At 35.0% G+C, this 25,164-nt stretch carries 21 protein-coding genes and 1 pseudogene; 7 read left to right on the top strand and 15 right to left on the bottom strand.

Going from position 1 to position 25,164, the window contains the following annotated elements; genetic code table 11:
- Positions 1-206: 206 nt before the first annotated feature.
- Together AZF08_RS11630 and AZF08_RS11625 are read left to right on the top strand one after the other, a co-directional pair.
- On the top strand, positions 207-935 hold the full coding sequence (locus AZF08_RS11630) for a glycosyltransferase family 2 protein (protein ID WP_033673462.1): 729 nt from the start codon (positions 207-209) through the stop codon (positions 933-935).
- A 6-nt stretch (positions 936-941) separates the two neighbouring features.
- Positions 942-1,304, top strand: a complete 363-nt coding sequence (locus AZF08_RS11625; RefSeq protein ID WP_033673463.1) for a DUF2304 domain-containing protein — start codon at positions 942-944, stop codon at positions 1,302-1,304.
- Between the two features lie 278 nt (positions 1,305-1,582).
- On the opposite strand, the gene AZF08_RS11620 is transcribed toward AZF08_RS11625, so the two are convergent.
- Positions 1,583-2,854 carry a glycosyltransferase family 39 protein gene (locus tag AZF08_RS11620; RefSeq protein WP_033673464.1) on the bottom strand — a complete coding sequence of 424 codons (1,272 nt, stop codon included), beginning with the start codon at positions 2,852-2,854 and terminating at the stop codon, positions 1,583-1,585.
- Positions 2,855-3,101: 247 nt separating this feature from the next.
- On the opposite strand from AZF08_RS11620, the gene AZF08_RS11615 reads away from it, so the two are divergent.
- Together AZF08_RS11615 and AZF08_RS11610 are read left to right on the top strand one after the other, a co-directional pair.
- On the top strand, positions 3,102-4,082 hold the full coding sequence (locus AZF08_RS11615; RefSeq protein ID WP_033673465.1) for a glycosyltransferase family 2 protein: 981 nt from the start codon (positions 3,102-3,104) through the stop codon (positions 4,080-4,082).
- An 81-nt stretch (positions 4,083-4,163) separates the two neighbouring features.
- Entirely contained in the window at positions 4,164-5,585 is a 1,422-nt protein-coding gene (locus AZF08_RS11610; RefSeq protein ID WP_033673467.1) for an oligosaccharide flippase family protein, read from the top strand.
- A 52-nt stretch (positions 5,586-5,637) separates the two neighbouring features.
- Here AZF08_RS11610 and AZF08_RS11605 read toward each other — a convergent pair whose 3' ends face one another.
- On the bottom strand, positions 5,638-6,570 hold the full coding sequence (locus AZF08_RS11605) for an SDR family NAD(P)-dependent oxidoreductase (RefSeq protein ID WP_033673469.1): 933 nt from the start codon (positions 6,568-6,570) through the stop codon (positions 5,638-5,640).
- A 55-nt stretch (positions 6,571-6,625) separates the two neighbouring features.
- Positions 6,626-7,198, bottom strand: coding sequence for a TetR/AcrR family transcriptional regulator (locus AZF08_RS11600; protein WP_033673470.1), 573 nt, complete (start codon positions 7,196-7,198; stop codon positions 6,626-6,628).
- 112 nt (positions 7,199-7,310) lie between these two features.
- Here AZF08_RS11600 and AZF08_RS11595 point away from each other — a divergent pair, with 112 nt between their 5' ends.
- Positions 7,311-8,921, top strand: coding sequence for an ABC-F family ATP-binding cassette domain-containing protein (locus tag AZF08_RS11595; protein ID WP_082246011.1), 1,611 nt, complete (start codon positions 7,311-7,313; stop codon positions 8,919-8,921).
- A gap of 62 nt (positions 8,922-8,983) precedes the next feature.
- On the opposite strand, the gene AZF08_RS11590 is transcribed toward AZF08_RS11595, so the two are convergent.
- Complete coding sequence (locus AZF08_RS11590) at positions 8,984-9,859, bottom strand: TetR/AcrR family transcriptional regulator (protein ID WP_033673474.1); 876 nt, start codon at positions 9,857-9,859, stop codon at positions 8,984-8,986.
- 161 nt (positions 9,860-10,020) lie between these two features.
- Here AZF08_RS11590 and AZF08_RS11585 point away from each other — a divergent pair, with 161 nt between their 5' ends.
- Positions 10,021-13,137 (top strand): efflux RND transporter permease subunit, encoded by a 3,117-nt coding sequence (locus tag AZF08_RS11585; RefSeq protein WP_033673477.1) that lies wholly within the window; start codon positions 10,021-10,023, stop codon positions 13,135-13,137.
- Positions 13,138-13,162: 25 nt separating this feature from the next.
- Here the strand turns inward: AZF08_RS11585 and msrB are convergent, their stop codons facing one another.
- The 9 genes and pseudogenes from msrB to AZF08_RS11540 form a co-directional block, all read right to left on the bottom strand.
- Positions 13,163-14,128: a peptide-methionine (R)-S-oxide reductase MsrB gene (gene msrB, locus AZF08_RS11580; protein WP_033673479.1), complete on the bottom strand. Its 966-nt coding sequence runs from the start codon at positions 14,126-14,128 to the stop codon at positions 13,163-13,165.
- Positions 14,129-14,225: 97 nt separating this feature from the next.
- Complete coding sequence (locus tag AZF08_RS11575) at positions 14,226-15,260, bottom strand: AI-2E family transporter (protein ID WP_033673481.1); 1,035 nt, start codon at positions 15,258-15,260, stop codon at positions 14,226-14,228.
- A gap of 383 nt (positions 15,261-15,643) precedes the next feature.
- Positions 15,644-16,336: an antiholin-like protein LrgB gene (lrgB, locus tag AZF08_RS11570; RefSeq protein WP_033673483.1), complete on the bottom strand. Its 693-nt coding sequence runs from the start codon at positions 16,334-16,336 to the stop codon at positions 15,644-15,646.
- 35 nt (positions 16,337-16,371) lie between these two features.
- Entirely contained in the window at positions 16,372-16,803 is a 432-nt protein-coding gene (gene lrgA / locus AZF08_RS11565) for an antiholin-like murein hydrolase modulator LrgA (RefSeq protein WP_033673485.1), read from the bottom strand.
- 132 nt (positions 16,804-16,935) lie between these two features.
- Positions 16,936-17,676: a LytR/AlgR family response regulator transcription factor gene (locus AZF08_RS11560; RefSeq protein ID WP_033673487.1), complete on the bottom strand. Its 741-nt coding sequence runs from the start codon at positions 17,674-17,676 to the stop codon at positions 16,936-16,938.
- Positions 17,651-19,426 carry a sensor histidine kinase gene (locus tag AZF08_RS11555; RefSeq protein ID WP_033673489.1) on the bottom strand — a complete coding sequence of 592 codons (1,776 nt, stop codon included), beginning with the start codon at positions 19,424-19,426 and terminating at the stop codon, positions 17,651-17,653. Before AZF08_RS11555 ends, AZF08_RS11560 begins: the two co-directional genes overlap by 26 nt.
- Before the next feature lie 136 nt (positions 19,427-19,562).
- The gene (locus AZF08_RS11550; protein WP_033673491.1) at positions 19,563-20,336 is read right to left on the bottom strand and encodes a DUF6944 family repetitive protein; all 774 of its coding nucleotides are present in this window, start codon (positions 20,334-20,336) and stop codon (positions 19,563-19,565) included.
- Between the two features lie 413 nt (positions 20,337-20,749).
- Positions 20,750-21,038: pseudogene (locus tag AZF08_RS28605) on the bottom strand (BCCT family transporter); the annotation flags it as partial.
- A gap of 237 nt (positions 21,039-21,275) precedes the next feature.
- Positions 21,276-22,346, bottom strand: a complete 1,071-nt coding sequence (locus AZF08_RS11540; protein WP_033673495.1) for a nitric oxide synthase oxygenase — start codon at positions 22,344-22,346, stop codon at positions 21,276-21,278.
- 234 nt (positions 22,347-22,580) lie between these two features.
- On the opposite strand from AZF08_RS11540, the gene sodA reads away from it, so the two are divergent.
- A complete protein-coding gene (gene sodA / locus AZF08_RS11535) occupies positions 22,581-23,207 on the top strand; it encodes a superoxide dismutase [Mn] (protein WP_033673497.1) in 627 nt (208 codons plus the stop codon).
- 95 nt (positions 23,208-23,302) lie between these two features.
- Here the strand turns inward: sodA and AZF08_RS11530 are convergent, their stop codons facing one another.
- Together AZF08_RS11530 and AZF08_RS11525 are read right to left on the bottom strand one after the other, a co-directional pair.
- Entirely contained in the window at positions 23,303-24,172 is an 870-nt protein-coding gene (locus tag AZF08_RS11530; protein ID WP_063177286.1) for an NAD-dependent epimerase/dehydratase family protein, read from the bottom strand.
- 131 nt (positions 24,173-24,303) lie between these two features.
- Positions 24,304-24,894, bottom strand: coding sequence for an AmiS/UreI family transporter (locus AZF08_RS11525; RefSeq protein WP_033673587.1), 591 nt, complete (start codon positions 24,892-24,894; stop codon positions 24,304-24,306).
- Positions 24,895-25,164 lie beyond the last annotated feature (270 nt).

Below are 25,164 nucleotides of genomic sequence, written 5' to 3'. Positions count from 1 at the left end.
TTTCTACATATCTTTGCCTGTGTATTTTTATTTCTCAAAAATAATCCTTCTAACTATATAAACACTTTTTCTTTTCTATTCTCATTTCCTTTACAAAATAATCCACCAGCTTGTCCTTTATTTTGGTATACTATTAATGGTATATTAGATAAAGTGCGTTTAAAAATAATTACAATATTGATTAAATATATAAGGGATGGTGCAATATGTCTGTTAAGGTACCAATTTCAATACCAAAAACATTAATTATTATTCCTGCTTATAATGAGGAAGAAGCAATTGCAGATACATTAACGAGACTGTTAGAACTAAAAGAACATTTTACACAACTAAGTATTTGCGTCATTAATGATGGATCCCACGATAAAACAGCTGAGATTGTAAAAGGATTCCCTGTACATCTTGTAAGTTTACCGTATAACTTAGGTATTGGTTCAGCTGTACAAACTGGATACAAATATGCTTACGAAAACGGCTACGATATTGCTATTCAATTCGATGCTGATGGACAACATAACCCTGAAGACTTATACACAATCATTCAACCTATAGCTGAAAACAAATGTGATATGGTATTAGGGTCTCGCTTTACAGAAAAAACTGCATACAAAGGTAGTATCTCACGGAGAATTGGCATTTTTTATTTCACTGCCTTATTAAAACTTTTAACAAGACAAACATTTATGGATCCAACGTCTGGATACCGCGCTATCAATCGCGAAGTAATTCAAATTTTCGCACATAATTATCCAAAAGATTATCCAGAACCTGAGGTTCTTATTCACTTAAAGAAGAAAAAACTTCGCATTAATGAAGTATCTGTGAATATGCAAGAAAGACAAGGTGGCCAATCTTCTATCACACCATTAAAATCTGCATATTACATGATTAAAGTAAGCTTAGCTATCTTAATGCAAAAAATCGTGAAAGGTTGATAATAAATGCCTATAATTACCTTTTCATTCCTCTTTATTCTAATATTATTTTTCCTAATTATTAATTCTATTCGCCGTGGAGCCCTAGAAACAAAATATGCTATTCTATGGATTTTCGTTTGTATCTCAATGGCAATTTTAAGCTCTACAGATAAAATTATAAATTGGGTCGGTAAATTATTAAAAGTAGAATATCCACCATCTGTTTTATTCTTATTTGGACTTCTATTCTGCTTTGTTTTAATTTTTGATTTAACACGTAAAATCTCTAAACTGCATCACCAACTTGTTACATTGACACAAGACTATGCCTTACTAAAACAAAAATTAAACAGTAAAGAAAAAAGCAGTTCTTTACATGATGCTTAATTTAGAGGAGTATGTTAACTTCCTATCTCCTCGATCGTTTCGTTCAAACTTCTTGAACGATTCCATGTTAAAAATGACCTGTTTCCTAAACATTTTAGGAAACAGGTCATTTTTATTTTCTCAAACTCACACCATTGGTTTGAATATATATTGTCGTTTACAAATATAAAACCTTAATCAATAGGATTATTATTACAGAACAAAAAAACACCTTCACTTACTTCGCACTTTTTTTATTATACGAAGTAAGGAGATGTTTTTTATCTTCAAATATTCATCTACTTTAAGAATGGCCTACTAACTCTCATTACAGTTGCCACAATACCTGCTCCTATCATAATAAATAGCATTGGCATTAATGGTAATGCATAACGATCATATGCAAAATATAAACTGTTAAAATAAGTATGGAACAGAACAATCAACCATAAAAATGAATACTCTCTCCATCTCTTCCAGAACAAAACAAATGCAAGTATGGAGCAGACTAAGAAACCAGTTTTAATCGGTTCATAAATATTTTTCATATCCTCGCCCGATATATCGAAAATACTTATTGTAGTGCCTGGATAATAGAATGCTTTTTCCCAGAAGATTTGTGGTTTTAAAACCAGATAACTGTGTATCATGGAACGTTTATCGGTATGCCACCATTCCTTAATGCGATCCATTGCTATTTCTTGTTGTTTTTCCATTAATTCATGCGCTTCAATATTTGGATACTTCGCACGAATATCTGCATCAATTTCTTCCATACTCTTTCCACCTGGGTATCCTTCTCCTTGATATGTACCAAGTAATAATGGATTCCCTGCGCCAGCCGTAAGAGGAATAAACTTATGGAACTGAATATAATTACGCGCCCACCACGGTCCAAGCACGACAAATAATAACACTATACTAATAAGTGCTTGCTTTATCATAAGACGGAACGGATAACGTTTCATTAAAAGATATACAAATAGCAAAATTGGATATAATGCAATTTGTACTCGGAAGTATAATGTTACGAAATAGAACAGTAAAACAATATAGAAATCTTTCATTGAATGTGTATCAGCTAATTTTAAACTCCAATATAATAATCCCAGTGAAAGAAACAAAAATGGACTTTCTGTTAGCGTTAAATTCTCCACTACTACTTCAGGAGGATATAACGCTAATAATAAAGCCCCAATTAATCCTACTGCTGGGTTTACGATATATTTCCCAATTTTATAAGTCATATAGATGCTTAATACACCAAAAGCTATCATGACTAACTTTGCCCATAATACTCCTAAACTACCATGTCCAAATATAAAGAATATGGCTGCCAACAATACTGATTGTCCTGGCATAATATGAATGGTTGGTTTTGTTGGATCGTGATAAGTTAACATACCTGTTTCTAATAAATTAATTGCGCTTTTTTGATACATTAGATCATCACTACCTAGTGTTAAATCCACACCATATTTATTTAAAGTCATCAAACGAAACACCAGGCCAATAATAAGGATGATACTTAATAAAATCCATTCAGGCCTTCGAATATATTTACGTAACATTCTAATGGTTTCCCCCTCGCACACAATTCTTTTATTTCTAATAGAAATATTTAACATACATCTCTTTATTATAACCTATTCTATTATACATCATCTATCTTTTTTCATAAGGCATAATCTTAACAGAGAGTTGATTTACAAAGTTTATATGCGGTAAACTTATACAGATGTTCTTGTCATCTTCTTCCTATTAAATAGGCTTGTATATATGAGGCAAAACATAAAAAACCAGAGGAGATAAAATTCTATGATAGAACAAAAACAACTCGTTTCTGTTGTTATCCCGCTTTATAATGCGGAAAAATATATTGAAGAAACGATGCAATCAATATTGGATCAAACATATAAAAACATTGAAATTGTAATTGTAGATGATGGTAGTAAAGATCAATCGCCTTCTATTGTAAAAGAACTTCAGCAAAAATATCCTGAGCAAATAAAATATGTTCACCAAAAGAACCAAGGTGTGTCTGTTGCTCGAAATACAGGAATTGAAAATGCTAGCGGTGAATATGTCGCTTTTCTTGATAGTGATGACTTATGGCATCCAACAAAAATAGAAAAGCAGGTTGCAAGCATGCATACGAACAGCATGAACGCTTGTTACTGCGGTTATATGAACTTTTATGAAGAAACATCTGAAAAAGTGGAACATGTAACAAATTTCATCAAAGGTGATATGTCAAAGGCCTTCTTAACACATCAAGTTGTTGCGCAAACGAGTACATGGATTTTTAAACGCTCTATTGTCATGGATCATGACATCCGCTTTACACCTGGCTGTAGCTGGGGAGAAGACTTAGAATTTTTATTTAAACTGATGAGTGTAACAAATGTATGCTATGTAGATGAATACTTAACATATTATCGAATCTTATCAGAAGGAAATCTTTCTTCTAAGTATAAAGATTATGAATTGAAAACAACAAAAGAATTAGAAGTATTCAACCGAATGAAAGACTGGGTTCATCAAAAATCTCAAGATTTAATTACAAAAGATTCTGAAGACCTTATACAAATTCTTGAAACTTATCTATTTCCTTATACAGTTATTAACAATGCCTGTATTTATATTAAAGCGAACTCAAAATTAGAAAAATCACAAGTTAACTTGATTAAAAAGGATTTAAAGAAATATTGCCAAAAGATATACTCGAAAAATGGAAAGCGAAGCAGAAAGTTATATGCAATGCTTTGGTTCGTACGAATCAAATTTATGTTTTCTTAATTAATAAACATTCTTTTTTGTAAACAAATCATTGTTACAAATGGGACAAGTTAAGTCCTTAAGAATAGAAAGGTATTTTCGATGAAAACAAACAAAATCCTTAAAAACGCATCCTACTTATTCGTAGGGAATATTATCGTTCGTTTTGTACTCGCTATTGCTACGATTCTCTTCGCACGATATGTTTCTCCAACAGATTATGGTATGTTTACAGCTGCGTTAGCTGTGTCAGCTGTTGTCTGTTATTTTACAGACGCTGGTTTAACACATACGTTTATGCGTGAAGGAACAAAACCAGGTGCTAATATTAGTGAACTAATAAGTAGTTATTTACGTGTCCGCATAATTTTAGCTGTTGTCATTTCTATTCTCTTTGCCATTTTCGCACAGTTTTTCTATGACAATGCTTACTTACGCGCTATGGTATATTTAGTTGTATTACCAACAATGTTCGGAGCTACCTTGCAAGGCGTAGGAATGGCCTATTTCCAAGTAACAGAACGCATGCAATTCACCGCTATCATCTCTGTATTACAAGGTTTAACAGCAGCCGCTGCACTTTTATTAGGAATGAATTTCAAATGGTCGCTTATGATGGTCGCTGCAATGTACGGGGTATCCAGCCTTGTAACAGGACTTATCGCATTTATAATGGTAGTTCGTTATACAACCATTCATAAGGGTTGGGATAGAGGAATTTTAGATCAACTGCTGATTTTCACAATCAATGGGATCATCATCATGTTGCTACCGCAATTAGGTCCAATTATATTAGAAAAAGTTGCCCCATTAGACGAAGTTGGATTCTTTGGAGCAGCATCAAAAATCCCAGCAGTACTTTATCAAATACCTGGTGTAATTGCGGCAGCATTTTATCCAAAGCTATTCGCATTTGGAAATGAAAAAAATATTGATGAACATAGAAAGTTATCACATTTTGAATTAAAGCTTATGTCTTTCCTAGGAATGGGAATTTCTATTCCATTTATCGCTGATCCAAGCTTTTGGATTGTCAGCTTATTAGGTGAAGAATACGCACCAGCAGGGGACGCTCTTGCTATTTTAGCATTTATGGTTATTCTACAATCCATCAACTATCCACTTGCTGATAATTTAACAACGATTGGACAACAGTGGAAACGTACGACTACTATGGCAATTGGATTAGTAGTTGCTGTAATTAGCTATATTGTACTAGGCGGTAAATTTGGAATGATGGGAGCTGCCGCAGCTGCCATCATCACAGAAGGAACTTTATTACTAGGATTTACTTTATTCGTTTATAAAGGTTTCCAATTGCTGTTTAAAGGGATTATATTTAATACCCTAGCATTTGCAATTAGCTATGGCGTTTATCGCACTGTATTAATTAATCTTCCACCTTTAGTTGCTTTAACACTTACTGGTGTACTTTTCGGTATCATCGGCCTTGCAATTGACCCACAAATACGTGGTTTAATCTTAGGGTTTGTAAATAAAAAGCTAGCCAGTAAAGAAGCTTAAAATACAACCACCGAATCTTGTGTTTGAGCAAGATTCGGTGGTTTTTTCTATATTATAAAGTTCTCATATGCGCAATTGTCTCCTGTAGGCCATTATAATATGAAGTTCTTGGCACCTTCCCAATATACTTCTCATACTTATCTCCACTTAGTACAACAGGCTCCTCTGTCAAATACAACATCTCCACAAACTCTTTCATCTGCTTATCAAATAAACCAATTAGTCTTATCATGCCTTTTTTCACAGTCATTACTGATTTTGTATATCCTGTTAACTCTCTTATATGGTGAATCATTTCTTCTCCTGTAATCACACCAAACCCAGGTATATTCCAGTTCTGTCCGTATGCATCGTCCCGTAATGCCAATTCAACAATAGCCTTAGCTCCATCTGGTGTAAAAATATATTCTCTGGCAAGCTTCTTATCTCCCACAAAACTAGATGTTTTATTCACAAGAACACTTTGTAACGTATGATGAATAAGCGTACTTTCCGCATTTGGTCCATAAAAATCCGGGAAATGAGCAATAAGCACTGGCACTCCAGCTTGTTTTGCCATCCTCTCAAGCTGCAAACGAATTTTCCCCTTCTTTGTGTGTGGATTCTTTTCAGCCTCTTCCGTTACCTTCTCTTGGCCTTGTCTTCCATACGCATAAATATTATCTACCATCGCTAATTTCACACCATAATGCTTTGTTACTTCTAATACATTCACTAATAACTTTGGCTGCTTTGTTTCCCAATCTGAATACGGGATGTTTACAGCATGAAAAATAACATCAACATCTTTAGCCGCTTCTAGTACATCAGCCTTCCGAAATACGTCCCCGGTCAAAATGGACACTCTTTCTTCTCCTTGAAATAGCCTTTCCAGCTTTGTTTTATTCCTCGCAAAAGCGATTACTTCAATCCCTCGATTACATAACTCCTTTGTAATTGCATATCCCATTGCTCCAGATGCTCCCAATACTAAAGCCTTTTTCATTCTAATATCCCCCTTTAATTAACCACTGTTCAATTAATGTTAAAAAGAAAACCACTTACATAAGAAGCGATTTTACAATAAAATTTACATGTGCTTTAGCTAACTCTTGTACATCTTCAAATGTTTGAACGTTTCTACAATAATGTGATACGAAACCATGTAATGATAAAAAAACAGACCATATAGTCATTATATTTACCTTCCCATTACATAGAGAAGATACCACATTAGCGAATTTTTCATAACTAGCATTTGGCTCTTCTGCTAGACATTCTTTTAATTCTTCATCTTTAATTAAAAACATAATTTCATAATGACTTTTATTTCGCAAACCAAATTCGATAAACCCCAATAATACTGCTTTCAATTGCTCTTCTGGCTGTAGATTTTGAGCAATTGTTTCATCTAATTTTTGATCCAATAATTGAAAATCCTGTTCAACCATCGCATAAAAAAGCTCTGCTTTATTTTTAAAATGATAATAAATTGAACCATGACTATATCCTAGTTCCACTGCAACCTTACGCATTGAAGTATATTGATATCCATGCTTTATAAATAAATCTCTCGCTGCATCCATAATCATTTCTCTTGTTAATTCTTGTTTAACTGCTCTCCTTGGCGACATCTCTCATACCTCACAAGTTTTATTAACCGCTGTTCAATTAAATTATATTACTTTTCTAAAAATATACAACCCCACTCTTGAAAAAATATACATTTCGAAAGGATAGCATTATATCCAAGAATTTAGTATCATGATTCAAGACACTATTTTGAAATGGACGGAGGACATTATGAGCTTATTAACAGTCGAAAAATTAGGTCATACATTTGGTGATCGTACGTTATTTAAAGATGTATCATTACGCTTATTAGCAGGAGAACATGTTGGTTTAGTCGGCGCAAACGGTGTTGGCAAATCAACATTTATGAATATTATTACAGGACAACTTATTCACGATGATGGTCGTGTAGAATGGACACCTGGTACGCATTACGGATATTTAGATCAACATACAATTTTAACAGCTGGCAGAACGATTCGTGACGTACTCACAGATGCATTTTTACCTTTATTTGAAAAGGAAAAAGAATTAAACACAATTACAGAAAAAATGGGAACGGCTACGCCAGAAGAACTAGAAGAACTTCTTGACCAAATGGCAGACATTCAAGATGCACTTGAAGCCGGTGGATTCTACTTATTAGATATTAAGATTGAAGAAGCAGCACGTGGTCTTGGAATTGACGCAATTGGTTTAGATCGTGACGTTTCTGCATTAAGTGGTGGACAACGTACAAAAGTGTTGCTTGCAAAACTATTACTTGAACAACCAGAAGTACTATTACTGGACGAACCTACCAACTATTTAGATGTGGAACATATCCAATGGCTAACAAACTATTTAAAAGAATATCCACATGCATTCCTTTTAATTTCTCATGATACGGAATTTATGAACAAATGTGTTGATGTAATCTTCCATCTAGAATTTTCGAAGATGACGCGTTACACAGCAACATATGAGAAATTTTTAGAGCTAGCTGAACTGCATAAAAATCAACATTTAAACGCTTATCAAAAGCAACAAGAATTCATTAAAAAACAAGAAGATTTCATTGCAAAAAACAAGGCCCGTTATTCTACAACAGGTCGTGCAAAGAGCCGTCAAAAGCAGCTTGATCGTATGGAACGTATTGACCGTCCAGAAACAGCTATTAAACCAGAGTTCTCTTTCAAAGAATGTCGCGCAAGCAGCCGCTTTGTCTTTGAAGGAGAAGAAGTAGAAATTGGCTATACACATCCATTACTACCTAAGCTAACAATGACAATTGAACGCGGTGAAAAAATTGCAATTGTTGGATGTAACGGTGTCGGTAAATCAACATTATTAAAAACAATTCTTGGCAAAATCAAACCATTAGGCGGAAAAATAAGCCTTGGTGACTTTTTAGAACCAGCATACTTTGAACAAGAAGTAAAAGCTGATAACTTAACACCAATCGATGATGTATGGAATACGTTCCCACATTTAGATCAACACCAAGTTCGTGCAATGTTAGCACGATGTGGCTTGAAAAACGAGCACATTTCTCGCCCATTGAGTCAATTAAGTGGTGGAGAGCAAGCGAAGGTCCGTCTATGTAAATTAATGGGTGAAGAAAGCAACTGGATTCTATTTGATGAGCCGACAAATCACCTTGATGTTACAGCTAAAGAAGAATTAAAAAAAGCATTAAAAGCATATAAAGGAACAATCCTTCTCGTATGTCACGAACCAGATTTCTATGAAGATTGGATAACAAAAGTTTGGAACGTGGAAGAATGGGCACAATCTAGTAACTAATAAAAAAGGTGGATCCACTATGGTATCCACCTTTTTCTTATTACAAAATCATTCTATCCGTCTCATATAATTTTTATATGATAATACCCCGCCAACCTCAATCGAAAATCCTTAAAATCATCATAAGATTTCAAATTAGCCAACATTCCTTGAATAACTGGAATCCTTGGATTTGGCAACCTCATTTCAGCTTCTAAAACATCCAATGTAACTAATAGTTCATCATTTTCCAATTGATTTGCTAACGTGCGTTTGAATACAATAATTTCCTGTAAAAAATGTTCTTTTGCTTGCTCTTTAATAAGCTCTGAACTACAAAAGAATTCTCCGAGCTTTTCCTCGTGTAACACAGGTCTATCCTTAGATTTTAAAAGCCCAGCTACAAGATCATCCATTCTCTTTAGAATAAATGCAGAAACATGAGATAAATCAATTTCTGTTGCGTTTAAAATAATTAATTCTAAATATCCTCGGCATATTCCCTCCACCATAATCACCAGATCTAATAAATACGGAATAACTTTTTCACCATAAATAGACAATAAACTATTCCGGTAAAATGCATGCGATTCTAGCTTCATTCTCATCATAAATGCTTCTACTTCTTTATTGAATGGAATTGCATTTTCCCTTGCATGCATAATAATAAACTCTTTATGTTTTTGTATATCATTAAACTGGCAATACAATTGTTTTTCAAACTTTTCACGTGGTAATAACGATTCCTTATCAAGATCCATCATTTTTTTTTGGATTTTATCATAATAATATCGAAGTGTAGCTAATAATAATTCATCTTTTGATTTGAAATATAAGTAAAACGCTCCCTTTGACATCCCACACGCTGTTACAATCTCTTGCACTGACGTTGTATTTACACCCTTATTTGCAAATAACTTCATTGCCATTTCTATAATTAAACGTTCTTTTTCTTTCATTTTCTTCTCTCCTAATTTCATCTCGCATCATGAATTCATATTATAAAATTACCAATTTTTATTATACCATCCCTTTTCATTGACGACTGACCACTCAGTCAGTTATATTATGTATTAGACTGACCAGTTGGTCAATATATGTTAAAAAAGGGAGCGCAAACATGAACAAAATTATTAACTTTTCGTTAAAAAACAAGTTCGCAGTTTGGCTATTAACCATCCTCGTTACCGTGGCAGGAATTTATTCTGGGCTTAATATGAAGCTAGAAACAATCCCTGACATTACAACTCCTGTTGTAACAGTAACAACGGTTTATCCTGGTGCTACACCAGCAGAAGTAGCAGATAAGGTATCGAAACCGATGGAACAGCAGCTGCAGAATTTAAGCGGAGTCAATGTTGTCAGTTCTTCCTCTTATCAAAATGCCTCTTCTATTCAAGTAGAATATGACTTTGATAAAAATATGGAAAAAGCTGAAACTGAAATTAAAGAAGCTCTTGCAAATGTAAAATTACCAGAAGGCGTGAAAGACCCAAAAGTTTCTCGAGTAAACTTTAATGCCTTCCCTGTTATTTCATTAAGCGTAGCAAGTAAAGATGAATCTTTAGCTGCCTTAACTGAAAAAGTTGAAAAAAATATTGTCCCAGGATTAAAAGGACTTGATGGTGTGGCATCTGTTCAAATCTCAGGGCAACAAGTAAATGAAGTACAACTTGTCTTTAAAAAGGATAAGATGAAAGAATTAGGTTTAAGTGAAGATACCGTTAAAAACATCATTAAAGGCTCTGACGTATCTTTACCACTTGGTCTATACACATTTAAAGATACGGAAAAATCAGTTGTTGTAGATGGTAACATTACAACGCTCAAAGCTTTAAAAGAAATGAAAATTCCTGCTGTTCCTTCAGCAGCAAGTGGTCAAGGTAACCCGGGAGTAGGAGCTCAAGCACCGCAAATGAATCCAGCTACCGCTAATGGAATTCCAACTGTGACCTTAGAAGAAATTGCCGATATTAAAGAAGTTGGAAAAGCTGAATCAATTTCTCGTACAAATGGAAAAGAAGCAATCGGCATTCAAATTGTAAAAGCCACTGATGCAAATACAGTTGATGTCGTAAATGCAGTCAAAGATAAAGTAAAAGATTTTGAAAAGAAATATAAAAACCTAGAGATTATCTCAACATTTGACCAAGGTGCACCGATTGAGAAATCAGTTGATACAATGCTAAGCAAAGCAATCTTTGGTGCGATCTTTGCCATTGTCATTATTATGTTGTTCTTGCGAAATATCCGAACAACATTGATTTCTGTCGTTTCTATACCACTTTCTTTATTAATTGCTGTTTTAGTACTAAAACAGATGGATATTACGCTTAATATGATGACACTTGGCGCCATGACAGTTGCCATTGGGCGCGTTGTCGATGATTCAATCGTTGTTATTGAAAATATTTATAGACGTATGTCCTTATCAGATGAAAAATTAAAAGGTAGAGACTTAATTCGCGAAGCAACAAAAGAGATGTTTGTTCCGATTATGTCTTCTACAATTGTAACGATTGCGGTCTTTTTACCTCTTGGACTTGTAAAAGGCATGATTGGTGAAATGTTCCTACCGTTTGCTTTAACAATTGTCTTTGCTCTATTAGCTTCATTACTTGTAGCAGTTACAATTGTACCGATGCTAGCACACTCTTTATTCAAAAAGGAAAGTACAAGAGAAAAGCAAGTACACCATGAAGAAAAACCAAGTAAGTTAGCAAATGGCTATAAACGCCTGCTCGGATGGGCGCTAAATCATAAAATTATTACATCTAGCCTTGCTGTTCTTTTATTAGTAGGTAGCCTTGCACTTGTACCAATTATCGGTGTAAGTTTCTTACCATCTGAAGAAGAGAAAATGATTATTGCAACATATAACCCTGAGCCAGGACAAACATTAGAAGACGTTGAAAAAATAACAACAAAAGCTGAAAAGCACTTCCAAAACAAGAAAGATGTAAAAACAATTCAATTCTCATTAGGCGCGGAAAACCCAATGAGTCCAGGTCAAACAAATCAAGCAATGTTCTTCGTTCAGTATGATAATAGCGCGAAAAACTTTGAAAAAGAGAAAGAACGAGTTATTAAAGACTTACAAAAGATGACAGGAAAAGGTGAATGGAAAAACCAAGACTTCGGAGCTGGTGGCGGTAGCAATGAAATTAAGCTATACGTATATGGAGATAGCTCAGAAGACATCAAACCTGTCGTAAAAGACATTCAAAATATCATGAAAAAGAATAAAGACTTAAAAGACATCGACTCTAGTATTGCAAAAACATATGCAGAATACACATTGGTCGCAGATCAAGAAAAACTAAGTAAAATGGGGCTAACTGCTGCCCAAATTGGAATGGGACTTTCTAATCAACATGATCGCCCTGTTCTTACAACCATAAAAAAAGACAGTAAAGATATTAACGTATATGTAGAAGCAGAAAAACAAAATTATGAAACCATTGATGATTTAACAAATCGTAAAATTACAACACCACTTGGCAATGAAGTTGCCGTGAAAGACGTTATGACTGTAAAAGAAGGTGAAACTTCCAACACAGTAACGCATCGTGATGGTCGTGTTTATGCAGAAGTGATTGCAAAATTAACATCCGATGATGTTTCCAAAGCATCTGCCGCTGTTCAGAAAGAAGTAGATAAACTGGATCTTCCTTCTGGCGTAGATGTTTCTATGGGCGGTGTCACAAAAGATATTCAAGAGTCATTCCAACAACTTGGTTTAGCGATGCTAGCTGCAATTGCCATTGTATACTTCGTTCTTGTCGTTACATTTGGCGGTGCCCTTGCACCATTCGCAATTTTATTCTCGCTACCATTTACAATCATCGGTGCTCTCGTTGCCCTATTAATCTCCGGTGAAACGTTAAGCGTATCAGCGATGATTGGTGCCCTTATGTTAATCGGTATCGTTGTAACGAATGCGATTGTTCTCATCGACCGCGTTATTCATAAAGAGAAAGAAGGCTTATCAACACGTGAAGCATTATTAGAAGCCGGAGCAACTCGACTGCGCCCAATCTTAATGACAGCAATCGCAACAATTGGTGCTCTTATCCCACTTGCACTAGGATTTGAAGGTAGTGGCTTAATTTCTAAAGGCCTTGGCGTAACAGTAATCGGTGGATTAACAAGTTCAACATTGTTAACACTTCTTATCGTTCCGATTGTATATGAAGTATTAAGTAAATTTAAAAAGAAAAATAAAGCTGTAAAATAAAAAAATAGCCTCGCTACATGCGAGGTTATTTTTTATTTCCAAATAAGATTAGAAAATCTCCGTAGCCTTCTTTCTCTAAATCCGCTCTTGGAATAAATCGAAGCGCTGCTGAATTAATACAATAGCGTAGACCATTTGGTCCAGGACCATCTGGGAATACATGGCCAAGGTGCGAATCACCTTCCTTACTTCTTACTTCCGTACGCGTCATATTGTGGCTGACATCCATTTTCTCTTTTACACTAGCTGACATAACTGGCTTTGTAAAACTAGGCCATCCACATCCACTATCAAATTTATCTAGAGAAGTAAATAGTGGTTCACCCGATACAATATCCACATAAATACCTTCCTCTTTATGATTCCAATATTCATTTTGAAAAGGTGGCTCTGTACCATTTTCTTGTGTTACGTAAAACTGCATATCCGTTAATTTCCCTTTTAAATGTGCATTATCTTTTGGCCAATGTTTTTTTATAAAAGCATCGCGGCCTGACCCTTGGCGGTATAATTCGTAACGAAATGTATTTTTCTTATGATATCCTTGATGATACTCTTCAGCTGGGTAAAATGTAGCAGCAGGAAGTATTTTCGTAGCAATTGGCTTCGAAAAGTGGCCGCTCTCAGCAAGTACTATCTTTGAAGCCTCTGCTTGTTCACGTTGTTCCTCATTATGATAGAAAATTACGGTTTCATAAGACTGTCCGCGGTCATGAAATTGCCCGCCAGCATCTGTTGGATCAATTTGTCTCCAATACAGCTCTAACAGTTTTTCATAAGGCATTTTACTTGCATCAAATGTAATTTGCACAGCTTCATAATGTCCTGTTGTTTCTGAACAAACTTCTTTATAAGTCGGGTTCTCTTTATGCCCACCTGTATAACCTGATACGACCTGTATAATGCCTTCCATCTCTTCAAATGGTGAAACCATACACCAGAAACATCCCCCTGCAAACGTAGCAAGCTCTATCTTTTCATTTATAGCCATTTATTTCACCCCTATTATTTATTCTTCTTACAGTATGGCATAGGAAGTTAGAAGTTATAAAAGAAAAAGCACCGGATTCCGATGCTTTTCTTTCCCTCTATTGTTCAGCAGAATTCTTTTCTTTCTCATCGCTTATCACATCTAACACATCTAATAGGAACATAAAGACCGGAATACCGATAATAAGTCCCCACACACCTAAAAAGTGTTCTGAGAAAATTAATACCATAAACGTATAAAAAATAGGTAAATTCGTTTTTTGTGACATGAATTTTGGGTTTAACACATAACTTTCAAGCGCATGAATAACAGTAACAATAATTAAAATGTAAATCACATACGTAATGCTACCAATATTATAAGCAATCATACAAAGTGGAAATAGCGAAATAATTACACCAGCTACTGGGATTAAACCGAGTAAAAAGATCATTAATGCTAAACCAAGTAATTGTGGAAACCCTAAAATCCATAGCGCAATCACTGACAAGACACAATTAACAATTGCAATTAGAAACTGTGCTTCAATTACTTTTCCAAATGAACGAGCGAATTTCTTTCCAAAATATTCAATTTCGTTATAGAAAATTGCAAGTCTGCTCTCTTTAAATTTTGAAGTAAAAGCAACAATACGAGCCTTCTCTAACAAGAAAAATAAACTTAAAATTAGAGAAAGTAAAAATTGCAGACCAAACTTTCCAACATTAGCAATGGATTTATAAAGAATATCCACGCCTTGCCCAACATACTTAGAAAGTTCCATATGGTTAATTGCATTAATCGAATACTTTATAATCCCACTATCCGGTGGATTTTTAAAGAACACATTAAACTGGTAAATTAATTGTGAGATTTGCACCGTCAATACTGGTAGATATTTAAATAATGTAATGGTAATTCCACCAACTAACATTACATATAAGAATGCTATAATAATTTTCCGATTAATCGGCATAAAGTGATCGAGTTTTCGAGAAATAAATTTTTGGAATCGATCCATTAAATACGTAAGAATAAACGTAATTAAAATCAAATTGAACATACTTTGTAGCCCATATAGCATAAGAGCGAGTAAAAGTAGTACAAGTAATCTTTGGAATCCTTTGCTTTGAAACAGGTTTTTCATTTGCATAATCGACGAGTGATCTCTCCTGTCCTATAAAGTGAAACTTTAATCAGTGGGGGTTCCTTCACCCTACCAATTATCAGCCCTTATAAATCAAGCTTTTATGGAAAATTTCTCCCCTATTTAATTTCTTTGCCCTCGCTAGATTTTGAGGCGGGGATATTAATGTCCAAGAATAGCGGGATACATCATATTACTTTCTATTTTACAATACAACGGCCCTTTTCAGAACGCATGATGCAAAGTATTAATGAAGATTTAAGGAAAATGTTACTTTTTTCATATGACATAGGTCTTACCACTACTGTAACACAAAAAGCAAGCTATCAGTAGAAATCTGTTCTACCAATAGCTTGCTTTTATGTTTTTACAAAACATATTATATTCTGTTATGCGATGAATGGCATAAACATTGGAATGACAACAACTGTTACAACCCCAACGACTGTTACTGCAATACTTGCCATCGCCGCTTCTACTTCTCCCATTTCAATCCCAACTGCAACCCCAAGTGCATGTCCTGCTGTTCCTAATGCTAAGCCTTTTGCAATCGGATTTTTCACTTTAAATGTTTTTAAGAATAACGCGCCAAGTGCGTATACAATAACTGCGTTAAAGATAACTGCAAAAGATGTAATTGCTGGAATACCACCGATACTTTCGGATATTGGTAGTGCAATCGCCGTTGTTGCAGCTTGCGGTAGCATAGAGTTCATTACAGATATATCTAAACCAATTGCTTTTGCGACAATGAACACGACAATCACTGAACAAACAGATCCAACAATGATAGCTGATAAAATTTGCCACCAATATTTTTTTAATTTATCAACTTGCTTGTATAAAGGAATTGCAAAGGCGATTGTTGCAGGTTCTAAGAAGAAACTAATCATTTTACCGCCAGTATTATATTCCTCAAATGTAAAGTTTCCAACCTTTAAAAAGACAATCCCGAGTACCATCGCTACAAACAATGGTGTGAATAAGAAGAACCCTTTTGAATGTTTAAATAAGAATGTTCCGATTCCGTATGCGATTAATGAAACGACGATTCCGAAATATGGAGTCATTGTACTTGCCATGTTCATTACCTCCTAACCATGTATGGTCTGATATATTACGCAACTTTTCCGTGTTTGCGTCCTTTATGTACAACATCTAATTGTTTTGTATCTTTTGTTTCTTTTTCATCTTTACCTAGAATAAATTGTGCAAACAAACCAGTTACTGCTAGTAAAATAATTGTTGCCACGACAATTACAGTTATAATTTGTACAAAGTATTGTCCCATTACACCAAGAGAGTTTATAACGGAAATACCCGATGGTACGAATAAAAATCCAATAATACCTGTTAACGCTGTTCCAAGTGATTCAACTTGTTCCAATTTAATGACTTTTAAACATAATAGACTAAACAAAATGACTAATCCGATTACTGATGAAGGCATTGGAATTGGTAAGTGCGTTGTAATAATATGAGAAACAAACATAATAGCTGAAAAAACAAATGCTTGTGATAGAAAACTGTATACTTTTTTTGTACTCATTTTGGCCACCTCTTTCGATTTGGTAACTTTATTGTATATGATGTAAACACTTAAGTAAGCGTTTACACAACAGAACGTCAAATATACAGAATCAGTTACAAAAATAGCCGGATGAAATACAAAAGCTGCTTCTTAAATACGAAGCAGCTTTTTGAGTTCCTTTGCATATGTACGACTTACTGGGACTTTCGAATCATCTTTCATGATTAAATTATAGGTAGAATTAAACCAAGGTTGTATTTCTAAAATATGATTAATATTCGCGATAAAACTACGATGAACACGCATAAAGCTTGTTTGCGGTAACTTCTTTTCTAAAATAACAAGTGTATCGTGTGTTACATATGTTTCTCGAATCGTCTTTACAGCTACCTTCCCGTCTACAAGGCCCACATAAACAATGTCTTCTATATTTACAAGTACAATAGATTCTTCTATTGGCAGCGCAAGCTTATGCATCCCAGTGGCTACATCTGGGACTTTCATATCTGGCTGTTTCTCTGTTTCACTCTGCTTTCGCTTCTTATATTTTTTCAACGTCTGTGCAATCCGCTCTTCATCAAATGGTTTTAAAATATAATCTAATGCATCCACTTCAAATGCTTGCAGCGCATATTGGTCGTACGCTGTTGCAAAAACAATAGCCGGTGGGTGTTTCATTTTCTTTAATATATTAGCAATTTCAAATCCATTATCATCTGAAAGCTGAATATCTAAAAAAACAAGATCTGGCTTGCTCTCCATTAGCTTTTCTAATGCATCCTCAACGCAATCTGCTTCATCAATTACATCAACTTCTTTTGTACGCTGTAATAAATATTTCAGTTCATCCCTTGCTAACATTTCATCATCTACTACTAATACCTTTATCATCGCTCTCTTCCTCCCCCATGCTTTGAATTGGAATCTCAAATAATATTTCTGTCCCTTTTTCTACGTCACTCTTAATATCAAGTACTGTATCTTTCCCAAACAACCCTATTAACCGTTGATTAATATTATATAAAGCCGTCCCTGTGCCCTTTCTCGATGAAACAACAGTTTTTCCTAGTTGTTCTAAGCGTTCTTGTTCAATTCCTTGCCCGTTATCCCTCACTTTAAAATGAATCATATCTCCCTCGGCATACACATGAACTTCTACTTGGCAAATTGGCTGTTTCTTTGGAAAAGCATGTCTAAGTGCATTTTCTACTAACAACTGCAATACAAATGGTGGAAGTAACGTTTTCTGTAAGCCTTCTCCAATATACGTCTTCACCTCATATTTGTTTGGGAACCTTGCTTGCTCTAGTGATAAATATGCATGTACATGATTTAGTTCTTGCTCTAACGGGATAAGTAACTGACGTGCTCCTTGCAAATTACAACGAAAATAGACGCTAAGCTGTAACAATAGTTTTCTTGCCTTTTCTACATCTGTGCGGCATAAAGCTGAAACTGTATTAATGGCATTAAAGAGAAAATGCGGGTTAATTTGCGCTTGCAATGCTTTTATTTCTGCGTCCTGTAGCAATTTACTTTGCAGTTCCGCTTCTCCTAATTCAAGCTGTGTAGAGAAAATCTTCGCTAATCCTTCTGCTAACTCTTCTTCTACACGACTTAATTGATTAGGGTTTTTAAAGTAAAGCTTTAATGTCCCAATTGTATTACCATGTGATGTTAATGGAATAACCACCGCTGCCTGTAATGGACATCCTTCATGTTGACAATTGATATCTTCTCTTGATTTCGCTTTCATTATTTTCCCTGTCTTTAATACCTCTTTTGATAGTCCAGTAATTAAACTATGAGAAGGAATATGGTGATCAGATGCTAATCCAACATGCGCTAATATTTTTTCTGTATCTGTTAAAGATACCGCATCTGTCCCTGTAAAACGATGGATAATTTGTGCCACATGTTTACAAGATTCCTCTGTTAGCCCCTGGCGAAAATAGGGTAGTGTTTTATCAGCAATCCGAAGCACTTTATGGGTTTGCAAGGCCTTCGCATTTTCTTCTTGCCGCAAAATAGCTTGTACCATAGAAAGTAAAATAAAGCTGCCAAAACTATTTACAAGAATCATCGGTATCGCGATCGTTTTTACGACATTAAAGCCATCCTCTACAATAAACAGAATCATCACCATTTCTAAGGAAACAATAAAAATACTTAAAACAGCCGAAAATTTAGGTGTAATAACACGATTACGCTTTTGAAAAACATGGCCAATATATCCTGTAATAATCCCAGCTAAAATAGAAGAAATTGCGCAGCTAAGAGCCGTCGTTCCTCCTAACATATAACGATGAATACCGGCAATAAACCCGACACCAATTCCGACAATTGGTCCACCTAATAAACCACTGATTCCAACGCCCATAATACGCGTATTCGCAATGGTACTCGATGAAGAAACACCTTGTAACCAATTTTCATTCATAATTGTATTCCCGGCAATTTCGATCCCTGTGTAATTGCTTACAATTGTAAATAAAGAAAAGATACAAATAAGCATAAGTTTGTCTTTATATCCATCCTGTTTATGAAGAAGGCGCCGAAATATTTTAATATGAGAAAGTAAAAAACCTAAAATAACAATTAATCCGACGCGTTCAATCATCATGAGCAGTAGATCTATCATCTTTGAGTCATCCTTTATTTGTTTAGTTAGTTTTATTATCGGAAAATAATGGAGTAAGAGTCAAGGAAGAAGAAGTCAGTGAAAGTAAAATTATATAAAAATAGGATGTTTTCTTTATTGTGAAAACATCCCTTTATCAGCTTTGTGGCTCTATCGTTTCTCCAATTGCCTCAATTACCGCTCCAATCACCTGTATCCAATTCCCAATAAGCCCAAGCAATTGCTCATCTACTTTTGTCTCTTTTTTTCCCTCTCCATTCTTCTGACTATTATCATCTTCTTTTTCATTGTCACTCTCTTTCTTTTCTTCTTTTAATACATTGTATAAACCTTGAAATGCTTGTAATCCAGCTCCTAGCGTTTGTATGGAGTTTCCGATGACCTCTAACCATTGAATGTCTGGAACATCTCGAAGTTCATCAACAACTTCTAAAAAAGCCCCTAAAGATTGCAAACTATTTCCCGCAATGATTAAATAATCATTTTCTTTTTCTTCTTTCTCCATATTCAAAACCGTTCCGATAATATCAGAAATATTCCCCAAAGCCTGCACTTCAGCACCTGTTTTCTCAAGTGACTTTCCTTTTTTCTTTACCTGATTTACATTATTTTCTCCTTGGTCTTTTACATCACCCGGTTGTTTATTCTTCACAATTTTATTCTCATTTTTGTGAGCTGATTCATCTATCTGTTCAGTTTCTTCCTTTTCGTCTTCTTTACTATTTGTTGAATGTTCTGGTGCCACTGCTTGTAACACATTTCCAAGAGCTTGTAATGATTCACCAACAATGACTAGTGGATCCTCTACATTTTCTTCTCCAATAAACGCTCTTGTATTTCCAATTGCAGATATAATATTTCCACCGGCTTGAAACCAAGCTCCCGTAACTTCTAAACTTCTTGGATTCATGGTTCTTCATCCATCCTAAACAAATTGCCTTATAATTTATTATGATATTCGAGATTCTTGCCCATTGTTTATATACAAGTAAAAATAAACCCGTTCTACCTCTAATTCATATAAAGTGAAGGCTAATAATCAGTGGGATAAATTTGATAATAAAATTGAAGATTGCTAAAACTAAAGTAATATAATTACAGTCCTTTTACACCGCTTCGTGAAGTCGGAATATATTCCTAAAGGATATGTATGCTTTTTGGGGACTCCTCGCAATATTAAATGGCAGGACTTTTATTATTCTTCCATGGTGACTGCATAATAAATAAGGGGAGTAATGATGAGTATCACAGGTGAAGTATTAGACTAAATTCCAAAAGAGAAAGCCTCCTGTATATCTCTTGTACAGGGGGCTCATTCATCATTTATTTCGATCGACTAGCCTTCTGGAATAAGAAAGCTGTTTTATCCTTTTCTTTCACAATACCTTGTTCCAAAGCTAGTTCTCCTGCCACCTTAGGTGCTAACCAAAGCACCGGTAACAATAGCATGGATACAGGTTACAACTGTCACAACAATGAAGGATTGTAAGGCATTAATACTCCCCTCACCGATATATAAAAGAATTGCTGCAACTGCGCCCATAATAAGTGACCAAAAAATTCTCAAGCTAATTCTAGGATCTCCTTCTCCGGTCACTGCCATTGAAATGGAAGTAAAGGCTTCCATTTGCTATCTAACAGGAATCAAAAAAAGTTATAAATTTATGAAAGATTATCATCTCGTCTAACAATAAAGTGAACTTTTAATCAGTAGAGGCTCTTCATTCCCCACTGATTATTAATCCTCATGAATCGGGCTCTTACGGGCAATTTATCTCCCACCTAACTTCTTTGCTTGCGCCGAATTTTGAGGTGGGAGTATTAATCCCCCCACAAATAGCAGGATAAATTATTTATGAAAGAAGTTTGGCTTAAGAATATCATTTGGATAAGGTTTATGATAAATATGCGTTGTAGCTGGTGATAACGGCGGAATGAGCCATACCCAATTTCCCGTCACAACACGTCCACAAGCTGCCTCTTGCTTTTCAAATTGCCCAAACTGTTGTGCAGCTGTATGGTGATCAACGATACTTACACCTTGCTTTTTAAAAGAATACAGGACAGCTACATTTAATTCAACTAGGGCCTTATCTTTCCATAATGTGCTATTTCTAGACGTATCCAAGTTCATTATTTCTGCTACAGCTGGAAGTAAATGATAGCGATCATGATCTGCCAAATTACGAGCACCAATTTCAGTACCCATATACCAGCCGTTGAAAGGTGCGGCCGTATATGAAATCCCTCCGATTTCTAGACGCATATCTGAAATCATTGGTACCCCATACCATTTTGCTCCTAGATCCAAAAATGGGTATTCTGGATGTTCAATATCAACCTCTTTTACTTCTTCTTTAGGAATCTCCCTATATACAGGTTCTTGCCCATCAATAGAAAATACGAGCGGCAATACATCAAAATTCGTACCCTCTCCATTCCACCCAATCTCCTGACAAAGCGCTGTAAATGGAACCGAATGAGAATCACCAATCACACCCATTTCGGTTTCATATCCTGCATAACGAATCAACTGATGATTATAAATTTTAATGTTATTTTTTTCGCCGTTATACTGCTTGAAAATTGTAATTGTCGGTTTAATTTTCCCATTATTCGTTGCATATCGAATATGATGAGTCAGTGCGTTGTATACACCTTCCTCATCATTCACTTCACGAGCATCTAATATATGCATTTTATTCCAAAATAATCTCCCAATACAACGATTACTATTTCTCCATGCCATACGTGCACCATGGACAAGTTCATCAAAAGTGTGCTCATACGTTCCCGTTTTTTCTATTTCCATTACAATTTGTGTGAAACGTTCTTCTATTTGCTTCTCTCTACCGAGCTCCTCATAACAAATTGTAATAAACTTCCTTGCTTCCTCTACTAATTGTTCCATTTTACTCATAAACAATCTCCTTCTACTTTACCAAGGCACTATTACTTTACAGTATAGCAAAAACAAGTATCGTAACAAACCTAATGAAACGGTTCTACTTTCATAGTTAAAACTTATATGTTCATGGAATTAACAGAATTGTATATTTTATTGTTGACTTACGAAAAGAACAGGTGTATTTTTGAGTTAGGTAAATTGTTTTTACCTTATGCAACTTTTTGACAAAAGAAGGAGGTGAGTTATATGTCTTCATTTCATTTGCCCGAGCTTTCATATGACTATGATGAGTTAGAGCCCTATATTGATGGTGATACTTTGGCACTTCATCATGGAAAGCATCACGCGACATATGTAAAGAATTTAAATGCAGCTTTGGAGGGACATGAGGAATTGCAGAGCAAACCTTTAGAAGAATTGTTATGTAATTTAAACACCCTTCCACCAGAAATTGTTACAGCTGTACGAAATAACGGTGGTGGACATTACTGCCATAGTCTTTTTTGGGAAGTGATGAGTCCGAAAGGTGGAGGCGAACCTAATGGAGACGTTGCAAAAGTAATTGATTACTATTTCAATACCTTTGACAACTTAAAAAATCAGCTTTCCAAAACGGCAATTAGTCAGTTTGGAAGTGGATATGGGTGGCTTGTACTTGATGGTGAACATCTCTCTGTCATGAGTACACCAAATCAAGATACACCACTAGAAGAAGGAAAAATCCCATTGCTCGTAATTGATGTATGGGAGCATGCTTATTATTTGAAGTATCAAAACCGTCGCCCAGAATTTGTTACAAACTGGTGGAATACGGTTAATTGGGATCAAGTAAACGAAAAGTATTTACAAGCAATTCAATCACAAAAACATTAATTATGCGTATAAGGTAAATTTGGTAATGTAAAACTAGTATTATCGAAATCCTCCAGAATCCCCCGGATTGCCACCGGGGGATTTATGAATAACCATTAAATCACTTCAATATAGTGTTTCAATATATTATTTATATCTGTCTCTAAATTTCTAAACTGAAATCCTAAGTCTTTCGCTCGCTTATTATTTACCGTACAATTTGTCATCCCATTATAAGGAGCTTTATTTTCTCCTTTTGTTTCAATGCAGGAGTTTATTCCTGTATGTTCTTCTATAAAATCAACAACTTTTCTCATAGAAATTACACCATTACTGCATGCATTGATTGGACCACTTGCGTCTATCGTACTAAGCCATGCTAGAAACTCTCCCGCTTCTTTTTCATGGATAAAAGACATTTCCCCCTCTATATCTTCTACTACAAAAGACTTTTTCTTTACGATGTTTTCAACATAAAAATACAATCTCTTTGTATAGTCATTTTCACCAATAACAACCGGGAAACGCACTGCAATAACAGGGAATGTAGCATCTCTAAACAATACAGCCTCAGCTAATCTTTTCCCCTCGTTATAAGAGAAATCATGCCTATCCCCATAAACAATCGGATACTGATACGGATTGAAATCTTCTTCCTTTAAAGATAGCGCCGGCTCATAGACAGCCATTGAAGATATAACAATATATTTCTTTACTTTATTATGGAGTACATTGCATATAACCTTTGCTGCATTGGGACTATAGCATAAGTTATCATACACAACGTCATAACTTTCTCCCGCTAACATTTCCTGGAGCATCCCTTCATCTTCTCGATCTACAATGATCCTCTTAACAGCACTACCAAAGGAATCTTCTGTAAACCCTCGCGTCGCAATTGTCACATCATGTCCAGCTTGTAGCAGACTTTCAACTAATCGTTTTCCAAAAAATCTTGTTCCACCTAACACTAATACCTTTTCCATATTCATCATTCCCCTAGTTATTTTCATTTCTATGATGACTGAATAAATAGCTATTACCTCATTATACTTGAAATTATTTCCATATAAAAAAGAGAATCCATAAAGATTCTCCACTTCTTTTCTTAAAACTCTTACCGTACTCGATATTTAAAAATACAATAACAAAAATATAAAATGGAGAGCACTGAGACATACACCCAAACCTGATATACTACTGGTGTTCCCCATACTCCCATAAAATATAGAAGTGATGGAAGTGTTAATGTTACCCATGATTGCACAAATGCTATCCTACCAAGGTATTGATTTATACTCTTTCTCTGTACATTTAATACAAAGAATAAGTACCAAAGAAGTGCCCACATAAACCAAGTGAGTGCATTAACGATGTCCTGAAATTGCACAAACGATACAACCATATAAAACAATGCAACAACGGACACCCACAGACAAAACCAGCCTAGTCCATCACTATTCATCCCTGTAATAAAGGTGACCCCTACATATAAATAGGTCAAACCAAATAAAAACGTTGCTGCATATGAATAAACGGTCCAATTACTTTGATCAGAAATCATAATAAGATAAAACGGAATTACAATTTGTAGCGCACCTACAAAAAGATTAAACACACCTGCACTTTTCATCTCTGCTTTTCCTAATATAACAAGACTATTTAAAAATAGCGCTGCACCTGAAAGTAATAATCCTACATAACCCATATATGTTTGTGTGAAAAAAACTCCCTTTTCACACACCAACCTCCCTACTATAAAATCCTACTAATAATATCTTTCTTCTTATTTAGACCTGAATACATCCAAATAAAAAATATTTTTACGAAAAAATAAGTCAGACTTCCTACCTTAAAATTAAAAGACATATAAAATATTAACTCAATAACCTCTATATTTAAAGCGTTTTCAACAAAAAAATTATCCTACCCAAAGAACGATACAGATATTGGAATATATTTCAAAAATATACTTTTC

The organism is Bacillus gaemokensis (assembly GCF_001590835.1).
Taxonomy (GTDB): Bacteria; Bacillota; Bacilli; order Bacillales; family Bacillaceae_G; genus Bacillus_A; species Bacillus_A gaemokensis.
The sequence above is the reverse complement of the archived record's forward strand: the minus strand, read 5'-3'. Positions and strand labels throughout refer to the sequence as shown.